At 72.3% G+C, this 14,942-nt stretch carries 11 protein-coding genes; 6 read left to right on the top strand and 5 right to left on the bottom strand.

Features of this window, described 5'->3' with window-relative positions:
• Positions 1-4,512: RHS repeat-associated core domain-containing protein (locus tag ABFJ78_RS47555; RefSeq protein ID WP_436394108.1), on the top strand; the 4,512-nt coding region annotated here is incomplete at its 5' end.
• 118 nt (positions 4,513-4,630) lie between these two features.
• Positions 4,631-6,286 (top strand): discoidin domain-containing protein, encoded by a 1,656-nt coding sequence (locus tag ABFJ78_RS47560; protein ID WP_436394109.1) that lies wholly within the window; start codon positions 4,631-4,633, stop codon positions 6,284-6,286.
• On the opposite strand, the gene ABFJ78_RS47565 is transcribed toward ABFJ78_RS47560, so the two are convergent.
• Positions 6,277-6,699, bottom strand: coding sequence for a VOC family protein (locus ABFJ78_RS47565; protein ID WP_436394111.1), 423 nt, complete (start codon positions 6,697-6,699; stop codon positions 6,277-6,279). The genes ABFJ78_RS47560 and ABFJ78_RS47565 overlap by 10 nt on opposite strands.
• Before the next feature lie 85 nt (positions 6,700-6,784).
• Here ABFJ78_RS47565 and ABFJ78_RS47570 point away from each other — a divergent pair, with 85 nt between their 5' ends.
• Positions 6,785-7,384 (top strand): TetR/AcrR family transcriptional regulator, encoded by a 600-nt coding sequence (locus ABFJ78_RS47570; protein ID WP_436394112.1) that lies wholly within the window; start codon positions 6,785-6,787, stop codon positions 7,382-7,384.
• Here the strand turns inward: ABFJ78_RS47570 and ABFJ78_RS47575 are convergent.
• Complete coding sequence (locus tag ABFJ78_RS47575; protein WP_436394113.1) at positions 7,381-8,370, bottom strand: quinone oxidoreductase family protein; 990 nt, start codon at positions 8,368-8,370, stop codon at positions 7,381-7,383. The genes ABFJ78_RS47570 and ABFJ78_RS47575 overlap by 4 nt on opposite strands.
• A gap of 95 nt (positions 8,371-8,465) precedes the next feature.
• Here ABFJ78_RS47575 and ABFJ78_RS47580 point away from each other — a divergent pair, with 95 nt between their 5' ends.
• Complete coding sequence (locus ABFJ78_RS47580; protein WP_436394115.1) at positions 8,466-9,056, top strand: TetR/AcrR family transcriptional regulator; 591 nt, start codon at positions 8,466-8,468, stop codon at positions 9,054-9,056.
• A gap of 164 nt (positions 9,057-9,220) precedes the next feature.
• Here ABFJ78_RS47580 and ABFJ78_RS47585 read toward each other — a convergent pair whose 3' ends face one another.
• Positions 9,221-9,814: a TetR/AcrR family transcriptional regulator gene (locus tag ABFJ78_RS47585; protein ID WP_436394117.1), complete on the bottom strand. Its 594-nt coding sequence runs from the start codon at positions 9,812-9,814 to the stop codon at positions 9,221-9,223.
• Between the two features lie 110 nt (positions 9,815-9,924).
• On the opposite strand from ABFJ78_RS47585, the gene ABFJ78_RS47590 reads away from it, so the two are divergent.
• Positions 9,925-10,989, top strand: a complete 1,065-nt coding sequence (locus ABFJ78_RS47590) for an MBL fold metallo-hydrolase (protein ID WP_436394118.1) — start codon at positions 9,925-9,927, stop codon at positions 10,987-10,989.
• Here the strand turns inward: ABFJ78_RS47590 and ABFJ78_RS47595 are convergent.
• Positions 10,967-12,133: a TetR/AcrR family transcriptional regulator gene (locus ABFJ78_RS47595; RefSeq protein ID WP_436394120.1), complete on the bottom strand. Its 1,167-nt coding sequence runs from the start codon at positions 12,131-12,133 to the stop codon at positions 10,967-10,969. The two genes, ABFJ78_RS47590 and ABFJ78_RS47595, sit on opposite strands and share 23 nt — an antisense overlap.
• A 205-nt stretch (positions 12,134-12,338) precedes the next feature.
• Here ABFJ78_RS47595 and ABFJ78_RS47600 point away from each other — a divergent pair, with 205 nt between their 5' ends.
• Positions 12,339-13,535 (top strand): oxygenase MpaB family protein, encoded by a 1,197-nt coding sequence (locus ABFJ78_RS47600; protein WP_436394122.1) that lies wholly within the window; start codon positions 12,339-12,341, stop codon positions 13,533-13,535.
• A 27-nt stretch (positions 13,536-13,562) separates the two neighbouring features.
• Here the strand turns inward: ABFJ78_RS47600 and ABFJ78_RS47605 are convergent, their stop codons facing one another.
• On the bottom strand, positions 13,563-14,759 hold the full coding sequence (locus ABFJ78_RS47605) for an MFS transporter (protein ID WP_436394123.1): 1,197 nt from the start codon (positions 14,757-14,759) through the stop codon (positions 13,563-13,565).
• Positions 14,760-14,942: the final 183 nt, after the last annotated feature.

A 14,942-nucleotide genomic window follows, 5' to 3' on the forward strand; every position in this document is an offset into this window, starting at 1 on the left:
ATCAAACCCGGCAAAGCCGCCCCGCCGCCGAAGCACGCCGACATCAACGGCAACCCGAAGGGTCTCGACGGCCCGAAGGGCGGCGACGGGAACACGACGCCGTCGGGAGCCAAGGGCGACTCGACCACGCCGTCCGGCGACCACACCCCGCCGCCGCCGAAGAGCGACCCGCCGCCCGCGTCGAAGGGCCCCGACGAGACGCCGAGAAGCCTGGACCCGACGCCGCCCCCGGCGTCCAGGGGCCTGGACACGAACAGCACCCCGAAGGGCAACCCCAAGGGCGACGGCGGGCGGATCAAGGACAACAACCCCAAGCCGGACGAGCACACCACGCGGACGAAGGACAAGACCGACTGCGGCGACCCGATCGACGTCGCGACCGGGGCCGTGATGCTCGTGCAGGAGGACGTCTCGCTGCCCGGCGCCCTGCCGCTGGTGGTCGAGCGCACGCACCTGTCGTCCTACCGGGCCGGCCGGCTGTTCGGCCCCACCTGGGCCTCGACGCTGGACGAACGCCTCGAGGTCGAGCCGGACGGGCTGCACCTGGCGCTGGCCGACGGCACCCTGCTGCGCTACCCGGTCCCGGCAGGCGTGGAGGCGGTCGTCCCGGACAGCGGCCCGTATCTGGCCCTTCGCCGCGTGCGGCACGGGTTCGTCGTCGGCGACCCGCAGTCCGACCGCATGCGCTACTTCGCGGGCCGTCCCGGCGACGCCACGCTGCCGCTGCGCGCGGTCGTGGACGGGAAGAGGAACCGGATCGTCCTGCGCTACCGCGACGGCGTGCCGGTGGCGATCGAGCACTCCGGCGGCTACCGCGTCGAGATCGACAGCACCGGCGGCCTGGTCACCGCGGTGCGCGCGGCGGGTTCCCCGGTCCCGCTGGCGGAGTACACCTACGACTCGGCGCGCCGGCTCGTCCAAGTCGTCGACGCGGTCGGCACCCCGCAGAAGTTCACCTACGACGCCGACGGCAGGCTCACGCGCTGGGAAGACGTCAACGGCCGCTGGTACCGCTACGGCTACGACAGCCAGGGCCGTTGCGTGCGCGCCCAGGGCACCGACGGCTACCTCGACACGACGCTGGCCTTCGAGCCCGGCGTCACGACCGTCACGGACTCGCTCGGCGCCGTCACCCGCTACCGGCTCGACGAGCGGCTGCGCGTGATCGGGCAGACCGACCCGCTCGGGAACACCACGAGCGCCGAACGGGACCGCTTCGGGCGCGTCGTCGCCGAGACCGACGAGCTCGGCAACGTCACGCGCTGGGACTACGACGAGGTCGGCAACCTCGCCGCCGTCACGCGGCCCGACGGCAGCCGCATGGTCATCGGCTACGACGACCGGCACCGGCCGATCGCGGTGACCGGGCCGGACGGGGCCGTCTGGCGCCACGAGTACGACGCCGGCGGCAGCCTCGCCCGCACCGTCGACCCGACGGGCGCCGCGACCGCCTACACCTACGACCCCTTCACCGGCACCGTCGACTCGGTGACCGACGCGCTCGGCGGCGTCACGCGGATCCAGGCCAACGCCGCCGGGCTCCCCCTGCTCGTCACCGAGCCGGACGGCGCCGTCTGGCGCTACGGCTACGACGCGCTCGGCAACACCACCAGCGAGACCGACCCGCTGGGTCACACCACCACCTTCGTGAGCGACGCCGCCGGCCACCTCGTGCAGCGGCGCGACGCCGACGGCGCGGTCGAGCGGTTCGCGGCGACGGCGCACGGGAGCTTCGAGGAGCGGACGGACCCGCGCGGCGGCGTCACCCGTATCGAGTACGCCCACTTCGACCTGCCGGTCACCGAGCGGGGTCCCGACGGCGGCACGCTGAAGTACGGCTACGACACCGAACTGCGGCTCACCTCGATCACCAACGAACGCGGCCTGGTGTGGCGCTACGAATACGACGCCGCCGGCCGGAAGATCGGGGAAACCGACTACAACGGCCGCGTCCTGCGCTACGGCTACGACGCCGCGGGGCGGCTCGTTTCGCGCACCAACGGCGCCGGGCAGACCATCACCCTCGAGCGGGACAGCGTGGGCCGGGTGGTGCGGCGCAGCAGCGCCGACGAGGTCGCCGTGTTCACCTACGACGAGGCCGACCGGATGCTGTCGGCGGCCAACGCGCACAGCGAGGTCCGGTACACCTACGACGCGCTCGGCCGCGTGCTGGCGGAGTCGATCAACGGCCGGACCGTCTCCTACCGCTACGACGCCCTCGGCCGCCGCGTGGGCCGCCGGACGCCCTCGGGGGCGGAGTCGGTCGTCGGCTACGACGCCGCCGCACGCCCGGTCGCGCTGACGACCGCCGGGCGCACCCTGCGGTTCGGGTACAACGCCGCGGGCCGGGAAACCGTGCGCGAACTGGTCACCCGTACCGGGCCGGTGGCGCAGCTGCGGCAGGACTGGACACCCACCGGGCAGCTGTCCGCGCAGACGGTGCTGCGCGGCCCGGACACGCTGCAGCGGCGCGAGTACGGCTACCTGCCCGACGGCTACCTCGCCGGGGTGACCGACCTGATCTCCGGGCAGCGCACCCTCGACGTCGACTCCCGCGGCCGGGTCCGCGCCGTGCGCGGTCCGCGCTGGCAAGAGGACTACGAGTACGACGCGAGCGGCGCCGTCACCGGGGCGGGCTGGTCCGGCGGGACGCAGGCCGGCGGGCCCCGGTCCTACACCGGCACCCTGCTCACCTCGGCCGGTCCGACGCGCTACAGCTACGACGGCGAAGGCCGGGTCGTCGCCCGCGAACGCCACGGGCAGCGGTGGACCTACGAGTGGAGCGCGGAAAACCGGCTGACCGGCGTGCGCACGCCGGACGGCGCGACGTGGCGTTACCTCTACGACCCGTTCGGCCGCCGGATCGCCAAGCAGTGCCTCGACGGAAGCGGCGCCGTCGCCGAGCAGGTCGAGTTCGCCTGGGACGGTCAGGTCCCGGCCGAACAGGTCCACAGTGGACCGGGTCGGCCGCCGGTCGCGACGGTGTGGGAGTACGCGCCCGGCTCGCCGGTCCCGCTCACCCAGACCGAGCGCGTCCTCGGCGCCGGCGGGGACCGGTTCCACGCCATCGTGCCCGACCTCGTCGGCGCGCCCGCGGAGCTGGTCGACGACACCGGCGCGCTGGCCGGCCACCTGCACACGGCGCTGTGGGGCCCGGCCGTCTCGGCCGGCGGCACGGCGAACACCCCGCTGCGGTTCCCCGGCCAGTACCACGACCCGGAGACCGGGCTGCACTACAACCGCCACCGCTACTACGACCCCGAGACCGGCCGGTTCCTCTCGCACGATCCGCTGGGCCTGACCCCGGCGCCGGACTCCATGTCCTATGTGGACAACCCGACCGCCATGACCGACCCGCTCGGGCTGGGCCCGCAGCGGACCACGCCGTGCGCGGCGGCGGCCGCCCGGGCCCAGGCCCACCCCTACGCCCGCGGGAACGACGGACCGTCGACGAGCAACCGCAAGTACCCGGAAAGCACCTACGGCGACCGGAACGCCGAGCGCAAGCGCCTCAACGAGAAGTACGACTACAAGATCGACGGGGACAAGACGCACCAGAACGAGCACGCCGCCGGGTACGACATCCTGAGCGACAACGGCGGCGCGAAGGGCTTGCGGAAGGACAAAGACAACAAGCCACTGGAGAACAACGCTTACGCCTACTACGAGGACTACGCCAACCACCGCTACCACCCCGGCACGGGCAAGGGCGGCGCGAACCACGAGTCCGGGTTCACCAAGGGCGACGTCCGGGACGCTCCGAACACCTCGCCGGACGCGAACCTCAAGTACGACGACCGCCTCGGTTCGTACCGGCACGCCCAGCGCAGCGCCATCGAGGGCAACGACCCGAGCACGGCGGTCCAGCTCAACCAGCTCGGCTACGGCCACCAGCAGGGTTTCGGCAAGACGGGCAACGACACCTTTTCCGACCAGGTCTACCACGGCAACGACAAGAACCACGTCCACCACGAAGACCACCCGCTGTACGACAAGGACAAGGCGGACGCGGCGAAGGCGGAGCAGGACCGGCGGGACGCCGTCAAGAACGACCCGAACCACCCGGACCGCAAGGCCTGGGAGGACGAGCAGAAGCGGATGGCCATCGCGGACGACTCGTACCACAAGATGATCGACGACATGCGCTCCAGCGGTGAGGGCATGCGGTACAACCCGCAGGCGGGCCAGGCGGTTCCGGCCGGCGGGCACACGGCGGACCACGGCACGGTGACCACGAAGCCGATCGACAAGTGGGACGCGGCCGAGATGCACGGTGCCCGCGACGCGGCGCGCACGGGCGAATGGCCGGGCTACGGCGGCTTCTACAAGAACCCGACGGCCGAGGACTGGGCCAAGCTCGAACGCGGCGAGCTCGACCCGCCGCAGCTCAAGAACATGCCGGACCCGACCGACGCGCAGGTCTCGGACGCGGCGGCGAAGTTCAAGGCGCACCACGACCCCCTGTGGCAACGGCAGCAGGAAGGCCTGGCGAACAACATGGACGTCGACTGACGTCATTTTTGCGGACTTTGATACGAAAATTTCCGCAATTGGTTCGACTATTGCCAGTTCCTGTCCGGCCGCCTACAGTCCGGTCACGTACTCGAGCAGCGTGGCGAGAGGAACTGGCATGGCGATCTCGCGCAGGGTCTTCCTCGGTTCGGCCGCGGCCTGGGGCGCGCTTTCCGCCATCGGTGCGCCGGGTGCCGCCGCGACCAGTCCGCCCGGGGACGTCGTCGGCAAGATCACCGTCGGGTACCAGGGCTGGTTCGCCTGCGCCGGCGACGGCGCGCCGATCGGCGGCTGGTGGCACTGGAGCCAGGACTGGGGCCGGACGCCGTCGCCGGCCAACAACGTCATCAAGGCCTGGCCGGACCTGCGCGAGTACACCCGCACCTACCCGACCGCCTACGGCAACCTCGGAAACGGCCGGGCGGCCGGACTTTTCTCGTCCTACGACCAGCAGACCGTCGACACGCACTTCCGGTGGATGCGGGAGAACGGCTGCGACACCGCCGCTTTGCAGCGCTTCAACCCCAACAGCAGCGAAGGTCCCACGCGCGACGCGATGGCCGCCAAGGTCCGCGCGGCCGCCGAGGCGCAGGGACGGAAGTTCTACATCATGTACGACGCCACCGGCTGGGCGGCCATGCAGTCCGAGCTGAAGGCCGACTGGATGACCAAGATGTCCGCGCACACCGCGTCACCGGCGTACGCCCGCCAGAACGGCAAACCGGTCGTCTGCGTCTGGGGTTTCGGGTACAACGACGGCAACCACCCGTGGGACGCCGGCACCTGCCTCGACGTCGTGAACTGGTTCAAGGCCCAGGGCTGCTACGTCATCGGCGGTGTGCCGCGGGAATGGCGGACGAGCGACGGCGGTTCGCGGCCCGGTTTCGGTGACGTCTACCGCTCGTTCGACATGATTTCGCCGTGGATGGTCGGCGCGATCGGCGACGCGGCGGGCTCGGACTGGGCGTACCAGAACCTGACCGTGCCCGACCAGGCCGACTGCGCCGTCCACGGCATCGACTACCAGCCGTGCGTCCTGCCCGGCGACGTCTCCGGGCGGCAACGCGCCCACGGCGACTTCATGTGGCGCCAGTTCTACAACGTCGTGCGCGCCGGCGTGGCGGGCATCTACATCTCGATGTTCGACGAGTACGGCGAAGGCAACCAGATCGCGAAGACGGCGGAAAACGCGTCGATGACCCCGGTGGGCTCCGGCTTGCTCGCCCTCGACGAGGACGGAACGGCCTGTTCGTCGGACTACTACCTGCGGCTGACCGCCGACGGCGGCCGCATGCTCAAGGGAGAACTCCCGCTGACGGCGGTCCGGCCGACCCGGCCCACGCTCACCACCGGCGGCTCCACGGATCTGGCGCGGGGCCGCGCCACGAGCGAGAGCAGCCACACCCAGAACTACGGCGCGGGCAACGCGGTCGACGGAAACCCGGACAGCTACTGGGAAAGCGCGAACAACGCGTTCCCCCAGTGGCTCCAGGTCGACCTCGGCGCAGCGGCCGCGGTGACGCGGATCGTGCTGGCGGTCCCGCCCGCGAGCGCGTGGAGCACCCGGACGCAGACGTTCGCCGTGTCCGGTTCGACCGACGGTGGCTCGTTCGAGACTCTCGTCCCGGCGACGGGGTACGTCTTCGATCCGGCGCGGGGCAACAGCGTCACGATCGCCGTTCCCGGTGGCGCGCGGCGGTTCCTGCGCCTGACCTGCACCGGCAACACCGGGTGGCCGGCCGGTCAGCTGGCCCGCTTCGAGGTCTACGGCTGAGCCGGCTGGATCAGCTCGATCAGGTTGCCTTCGGGGTCTTTGACGTACCCGAACCGCGCGCCGGGCTGGACCGCGTCGGCGGGCGGCCATACCGGCTGCGCGCCCGCACCGGTCAGCCGCGTGTAGGCGGCGTCGAGGTCGTCGACTTCGATGGCCCAGTGGCCGTAGCCCTGGGCACGCAGGACGTCCATCGGGTCGGCGAACGTCTCCGCGCGGGTGGAGCCGGCCCGTTCGATCAACTCGATCCTGGTCCCGCCGGCGGTCTGCACGACGGCCGTGCGTACCCCGGCTTCGGGCACCTCGAACTGCTCGATCACCTCGGTGAAGCCGAGCGCGTCGGCGTACCAGCGCCGCTGCGCGTCGAGGTCGGCGACCGAGACGCTGACGTGGTGGAAACGGACCGGAAAAGACATGGCGAACTCCCTTCGTGACATCAATGTAGGCACTGACCACATTGTTGTCAACGACCACATTGTGGGCAGTGGCTACACTGCGGCCATGGACGACAAGGCCACGCCGTACCACCACGGCAACCTGCGTTCCGAGCTGCTGGACCTGGCCGAGCGGACGGTGGAGCGCAGCGGCGTCGCGGGGCTGTCGCTGCGCGGCCTCGCCCGCGAGCTCGGCGTCAGCCACAACGCGCCACGCCAGCACTTCGCCGACAAGCAGGCCCTGCTCGACGCGCTCGCCGTGCGGGGGTTGCGGCGCCTCGGCGACGAGCTCGACGAAGGGCTCGGCCGGGCCCAGGGCGGTTTCGAGGAGCGGCTGACCGCGTTCGCGCGGGTCTACGTCGGGTTCGCCACGCGGTTCCCGGCGCTGCTGGCGCTGGTGTTCGCGCACAAGGACGACCCGGCCCGGCCGGAGCTGCGGGAAGCGAACGAGCGGGCGTTCGCGGCACCGGTGGCGCTCATCGACGGGGCACGGGAGCGCGGCGAAATCGTCGCCGGCGAGCCCGACCGCGTGGCGATGGCGGTGCTCGCGACGCTCCAGGGCCTGGCGTCGATCATCACCGGCGGCCTGATCGGCGACCGGTCCCCGGACGCCGTGGTGACCGGCACGGTGCATAGCCTCGTGCAGGGCCTGCGGCCGCGAGATTAGTCCTTTGTGGACGCGAAGTGGCCGGTCAGCAGGAGCAGCTTTCCGGTGGTGCGCCGGGATTCGAGGTCGCGGTGCGCCTGCGCCGCCCGCGCGAGCGGGTAGCGTCCGCCCACCGCCACGGTCAGCTTTCCCGACGCGATCAGCGCGAAGAGGTCCGCCGAGTTGCTCAGCAGCTCCGCCCGGGTGGCGATGTGGTCGCGGAAGGTCGGGTAGCAGATCTTGACGCTGCGCGGCAGCTCCTGCATGCCGATCGTCGGGACGTTGCCGATGAAGGCGCCGTAGTAGAGCAAAGTCCCGTTGCGGCGCAAGGCGCGGATGGAGGCCCGGAAGGTGGGCTCGCCGTTGCCGTCGAACACGGCGTGGACACCCTCGCCGCCGGTGAGCCGCCGGACTTCGCCGGCGAACGCCTCGCCGATCGAGACCAGCACGTGGTCGGCTCCGGCCTCCTTCGCGGCGATCACCTTCTCCTCCCGCGAAACCACGCCGATCACCTCGGCGCCGCGGTGCTTCGCGATCTGGGTGATCAACCGGCCGAGCCCACCGGCGGCGGCGTGGACGAGGACGACGTCACCGGCCCGGACCGGGTAGGCCTCGGTGGTGAAGTGGTGGGCGGCGATGCCCTGCATCAGCACGCCGGCGGCGACCTCGTCGGAGATCCCGGGCGGTACGGGAACGGCCGACGCCGCCGGGACGGCGATCGTGCCGGCATAGCTGCCGTAGGCGTAGACCCAGGCGACGCGGTCGCCGGCGGCGAACCCGGTGACGCCGGGCCCGAGCGCCCGGACCACCCCGGCCGCCTCGACGCCGGGCACGAACGGAACCGATCCGCCCGCGGGGCCGCGCTGCCGCGCGCCGGTGTCCATGAAGTTGACGCCCGCCACGGCGATGTCGACCAGGAGCTCCCCCGGCCCCGGTGCGGGGTCCGGGACCTCCCGCGCGGTGAGCACGTCCGGTCCGCCGAGCCGGTCGACAATGATGGCCTGCATGGGTTTTCTCCGATTCCGCCGAAGGTGATCTTCGTTGCCCCGGCCAGTGTCGTCCGCCTAAAATGTACCCGCAAGTACAATCCGGGAGGCCCGCGTTGCTGACGAAGAAGGGTGCCGCGACCCGCCTGCGGATCGTCGACGCCGCCGCGGCCGAGATCCGCGAGCGCGGCGTCAACGCCACCACACTGGACGACGTCTGCCGGCGCAGCGGGACCGGCAAGAGCCAGCTCTTCCACTACTTCCCGGAGGGCCGGGAGCAGCTCCTCCTGGCGGTGGCGCGACGGGAAGCCGACCGCGTCCTGGAAGACCAGCAGCCGCACCTGGACGGGCTGACCACGTGGCCGGCCTGGCGGAGCTGGCGCGACGCGGTGGTCGAGCGCTACCGGCGCCAGGGGGTGCACTGCCCGCTCGGCGTCCTGATCACCGAGCTCGGGCGGCACACCCCGGCGGCGCAGGAAGTCACCCGCGAGCTGCTCGCGCAGTGGGAAGCGCGGGTCCGCGCCGGGATCGAGGCGATGCGCGATCGCGGCGACGTGCGTCCGGAGGTCGATCCGGAAGCCACGGCGATGGCGATCATCGCGGCGATCCAGGGCGGGGTCACGATCCTGATGTCGACCGGGTCCGCGCGGCACCTCGAGAGCGCGTTGGACCTCTGCCTGACTCACCTGCGTTCGCCGGGGGGTTGAGCTGTTCGACCCGGCCGATCGTCCACTGTGGACTCCACGATGACACCGCGACGGCCCGCACGCCGCACCTCCCACGCACCAGGGCGACAAGGGTGGCGCATCGTGCACCGGCGGCTGGAGATCACCTGGATGGACACCTTCGCGGTCGCGGACTCCGGGATCGGCTAACCGGCGCTCACCGCGCCGAGGACGAAGTCGACCAGCTCGCCGGCGTACTCGGTCAGCCCGGCCGCGACCTGCGGCCGCAAGTGGGCCGGCGTCGCCAGCGCGTGGTTCAGGCAGCCGCCGACGATCGCGTCCAGCAGGAGCGTCACGCTCGTTCCGCCGTGCAGCTCGCCGCGGGCGATACCGCGCCGGACGATCGCGCGGGCCGCCAGCACCTGCGCCTGCCGCAGCCGGGCCACCCGCTCCGCGACGCCGGGGATGCGGTCGGCCTCCAGCAGCAGCCTCGTCGTCGCCCGGCCCGACTCGCCGAAGAACGCCGTCAGCATCTGCTCGGCGAGGCGGACCAGGTCCTCGCGCACCGAGCCCGTGTCGATGTCGGCGACCGGGGTGATCCGCGCTTCGAGGCAGCCGGCCAGCAGCTCCTTCTTGTTCGGCCAGCGCAGGTAGATCGACGCCTTGCCCACCCCGGCGCGGCGGGCCACGGAGTCGACCGTGAACCGGCCCCAGCCGTCCTCGCCGAAGACCTCCGCGGCCGCGCTCAGCACCCGCCGGTCGACCTCGGGGTCGCGGGGCCGCCCGGCCTCGCCCGTCATGCGCCTCACCTCGCCCCGTGATCGGGGTCGTTGCCGCACGGAATCCGACCACTATAGAGTCGGGCTATTACTGGACGCACCTTGTTCAGTATCTCGCGGAAGGTGCGGACATGCCGGGAATCGAGGTGCTCGGCACCGAGCAGCAGGCGGCGTGGCGGGCGCGGCGGCGGCCGCCGGTCGAGAAGCTGCCTGGCGGGCTGTGGTCGGTGCCGGTGCCGATCCCGGACAACCCGCTGCGCTACACGCTGTCCTACCTCGTCCCCGCCGACGAAGGCCTGGTCGTCGTCGACCCCGGCTGGGACACCGACGAGGGCTGGACGGCCCTGCTCGACGGCCTCGCCACCGCGGGCGCGTCGACCGCCGACGTGGCCGGGATCGTCACCACCCACGTCCACCCCGACCACCACGGCCTGTCCGCCCGGCTGCGCGCGGAGTCCGGCGCGTGGATCGGCATGCACCCGGCCGAACGCGCCACGCTGCCCCAGCGCCGCCGCGACGAGCACGGCGACACCCGCACCGAGATCACGACGTGGCTGCGCGGCTGCGGCGCCCCGGAGGCGGAGATCGCCGACCTCCTCAAGACGCTCGAAGCCGCCCCACGGCCGGCCGCCGAGCTGCCCGACCCGGACGTCCTGCTGGAGGACGGCGACCTCGTGCCGGTGCGCGGCCGCCGGCTGCGGGCCGTGTGGACGCCCGGCCACACGCCGGGGCACCTGTGCCTGCGGGAGCCGGACGCGCGGCTGCTGCTCACCGGCGACCACGTGCTGCCCCGGATCACCCCGGCGATCGGCTCGTGGCCGGGCGCCGCCGAACCGCCGCTGGGCCAGTTCCTCCGCTCACTGGAGCGCACGTCGACGTTCGACGACCACGACGCGCTGCCCGCGCACGAGTACCGCTTCCGCGGCCTCGCCGCCCGCAGCGAGCTGCTGCGCGAGCACCACGAGCAGCGGTGCGCGGAGATCGTCGCGGTCGTCACGGAGCTCGGGCAGCCGACGCCGTGGGAGATCGCCACGCACCTGACGTGGTCCCGGCCGTGGCCGGAGATCGGGTTCATGCGGCTGTCGGCGGTGGCCGAGACCGTCGCCCACATCGAGTACCTGGCCGGGCAGGGCCGGCTCACCTGGCCGGGGTACGGCCCCACGCCGATGCGGGTCACAGGTCCAAGGCGCTCATGAGCAGCGCGGCCACGGCGGCCCGGTGCTCGGGGGTGTCCCGCCACCGCAGGTGACGACCGGCCTCGACCACCACGCCGAAACCCGCGTGCACCAGCACCCGGGCCTGGCGCGTGTCGAGGTCCGGCCGGGCGTGGCGCAGGTGCTCCTCCCACACGGCGATGTGCTCGCGCTGCGCCGCGACCAGCGGCCGGCGCAGGCCGGCGGGCAGGCCGACGACCTCGGCGTTGGCCACGCTGTTGAGGGCGCTGTGCTCGAAGCTGTAGGCCACGTAGGTCGCGGTGAGGGCGGTCAAGGCGGCGAGGGGATCGGTCACCCCGCGAAGGTTGTGTTCGACCGCTTGGGCCAGCAGGTCCGCGGCCTGCAGGCACGCCGCCGCGAGGATGTCGGCCTTGCCCGGGAAGTACCGGTACAGCCCGGACGGCACCAGCCCCACGGCCTCGGCGATCATGCCGTTGGTGACGGCGGCGAACCCGTCGCGTTCGAACAGCGGGATCGCGGCCGCGAGGATCTCCGAGCGCCGGGTGCGCGGCACGGGCCGGGCGGGCAGTTCGACGAGGCCCGCGTCCGCGACCCTCCCTGTCAAGTCGTCGGTCGCGACCACCCGGAGCGCGGACGCCCGTAGCAGGTCTTCGACCCGGCGCCGGCCGATCGAGTTGTGGTGCATGGTGATCGACCCGATCACGCCCAGGGCCGCCACGGCCCGCAGGTCCTCGCCGGGCAGCGGGTACTCGCGCCGCACGACGTCCGCCACCCGCCCGACGACGTGCGCGAACTTGCCCTTCAGCAGCCGGCGGTCGGCGCGGTCGAGGTACCGGGCCTCCCACCGGTACACGCCACCGGCCGCCCGGTGGGCGACGGTGACCCGGGTGACGGCGGCGAGCACGTCCGTCAGCGCCGCGTCCGGCGGCACCTCGTCGAGCGCCGCGACGAGCCGGTCGGCCATGACGTTCGCGCACTCGGCGAACAACGCGTACTTGTTCGGGAAATGGCGGTACAGCGCGGCCGCGGTGATCCCGACCCCGGCCGCGATCTCCTCCATGGACGCCGCGTGGTAGCCGCGCTCGCTGAAGACCGTGGCTCCCGCTTCGACGATGAGCTGCTTGCGGTTGCGCGGCCGGACGGCCGCGGCCGGCTCGGCGGTCACCGCGGCCACCGGGCGGGACGAAGCGCGGACGGAGCCATGCGTGCCAGTCAACCACGACGGGGACCGGACGCCTCTTGCCGACCGGCGACACGGCTCGCTATGTTAATGGAGAATCTCTCCCCGGTGATGTGCGGCTCATGAGTGATCCTCCCGGCGAACCATTACTTGGCCGGGAGGCTGCCTATCAAGGAAGCTAGGTAAGTTAATGAGCAATCTCAGCAGGAGGAACGTCCTTTCGCTCGGTGTCGCGCTGGGTTTGGCGAGCGCGACGAGCGTCGTCCCGGCGTGGGCGTCGGCGGGCGCCGCCACCGCGGCGGGCACCGATCCGTGGTGGGTCTGGGACGACGAGATCGACCGCCTGATGGCGGACGTCCTCGACACCGCCGGGGTGCCCGCGCTCAACACCGCGCTGCGGCCGTGGGTGAACAACAGCGACCCACTGCCGGCCGGCCTGCCCGCCGGCCTCGCCGGCTACCTCCAGCAGGCGAACCGGCTGCCCTCCTGGGCCGACCCCGGCAAGCTGCGCCGCGCCGCCGACTTCAACCGGCGCAAGGACACCTACCTGTTCATGCTCTACGGCCTGGGCAGCGGCATCATGAGCACGGTGATCCCGCGGGAGGCCAAGTCGGTCTACTGGTCCGCGGGCGGGGCGAACATGCAGGACCGCGCGGCCAAGACGTTCACCTTCGGCTACGACCTGAGCGACCTGAACGCGTTCCAGCCCGGCGGCCAGTTCGTGGTCACGGCCAACAAGACGCGCCTGGTGCACGCCGCGGTGCGCCACCTGCTGCCGCAGTCGCCGCACTGGCGGGCAGTCGCCGACGAGCGGATCCCGATCAGCAACGGCGACATCCTGGTGACCTTCCACAGCCTCGGCACGTACGTGCACCGGAAGCTGCTCGAATGGCGCGTCCCGATGTCGGCCGCGGACGAAGAGGCCTTCCTGCACCAGTGGCAGGTCGCCATCCACCTGCTCGGCGTGCGGGACGAGTTCATCCCCCGGACGTGGGCCGAGGCGGACGCGCAGTCGGCGCGGGTGCTCACGCCGCTGCTGTCCCCGACGACGGAGGGCAGGGAGCTGGCGGCGGACCTGCTCGGGCTGACCGCGCAGATCGACCTGGGCGTCACGCGCGGGTTCCTCAACGAGTTCGTGCGGTACGTGCTCAGCGACGCGGTCGGCGACTGGCTCGGCCTGCCCCGCGACTACGCGGCGGCCGCGCTGGTCCGCACCGGCTGGCCGGCCTACATCGCGTTCCGCGAGGGGCTGCTGCCGATCGCGCCGGCCGGGTTCTACCTGTTCGACCAGTTCATCCGCGCGATCGCGATGTTGTTCCTCAACAAGGTTTCCTCCCCGACGACCACGCCCATCACGATCCCGACCGGCAACCGGCCCGGCGCCTGACAGCCGGGCTCCCGTGTCCCGGGAGCGTCACACCCTGGACCGGCCGGGGCGCGGAATCCACCGCCACAGCGCCCCGGCCGCCAGGAAGCCGACGAAGCCGCCGGCCACGATCCCCGCGCCGAGGCCGGCCAGCGCGGTCACCGCGGACAGGATCAACGGGCCCACCCCGGTGCCGATGTCCGCGAGCTCGTTCCAGATCCCGAGGTGCGTCGGCCGGCCCACCTCCGGGGACACGTCGGCGCCGAGCGTCATCACGATGCCCGAGCCGATGCCGTTGCCGAAGCCCATCACCATGGCGGCGACCGTGAGCAGGCCCGCGCCGTGGGTGAGCGGCACGAGGAGGAAGGCCGTGCCGAGCACGAGGGTCGAGGGCACGGCCACCCAGCGCCGGCCGTAGCGGTCCATGACCTTGCCGGCCGGGTAGAACGTCAGCGCGTCGATCGCTCCGGCGACGCCGTAGATGATCGAACTGGTCGTCGGCGACAGCCCGATGTGCGCCGCCCACAAGGGAACGACGGTCTGGCGGGTCTGCCGGATCGCCGACAGCAACAGGACGCCGACGCCGAGTGTGGCGTACACGCGCCACTGCTGTCCCAGCATCTTCCGCGTCGTGACGGCGGACGCGGCGGCCCGGTCGCCGGCGCTGACCGCCAGGTCGGGCACCCGGAGCACCAGGACGGCCGCGGCGGCGATCGCGGCCAGGCTGACGTAGTAGGCGCCGGGCAGCCCGGCGGCCCGCATCGCCGCGGCCCCGGCGAACGGTCCGAGGAAGACGCCGATCCGCATGCTCCCGCCCAACGTCGACAACGCCCGGGCGCGCATGTGCTGCGGGACGATCTCGGTCAGGTACGACTGGCGGGCCAGGCCGTAGACAGCGCTCGCCGCCCCGATCAGTACGACGCCGCAGCCGTAGAGCAGCAGCGACCACGGCCCCCGGCCCAGGTCGATCAGGCAGGTCACGACGCCCGCGACCATGACGCCCGCGGCCAGCAGCATCGACCGCCGCTCCCCGATCCGCGTCGCGAGCACCCCGGCCGGGATGTTCGCGGCGAGCGACCCGACCCCGAGCATCGCGGCGATCAGCGCGGCCGTCGAGGTGCTCGCCCCGCGATCGATCGCGCTGAGCGCGATGACCGGCAGCACGGCTCCTTCGGACAGCCCGAAGAGGGCCGCCGGCCCGTACGCCGCCGCGGCGACCGAGCGCAGGCGGAAGTTCTCGACCATCTCGGGCCCATCATGCGTGGCCGAAGGGGCGGCCGACGCCGGGAGTGATCATTCTCGCGTCCCGAAACCGCGCGCCGGCCAGGCATTTCGGACTTATCGGCGGGTCCGGGTCTTGTCCGGACTTGTCCCCGCCGCGGGTGTTCCTTTTTGGGGCCTCTTGAGCAATAGTGGTCGAGTCTGCGT

Origin of the sequence: Amycolatopsis sp. MEPSY49 (assembly GCF_051337345.1) — a bacterium.
Classification (GTDB): Bacteria; Actinomycetota; Actinomycetes; order Mycobacteriales; family Pseudonocardiaceae; genus Amycolatopsis.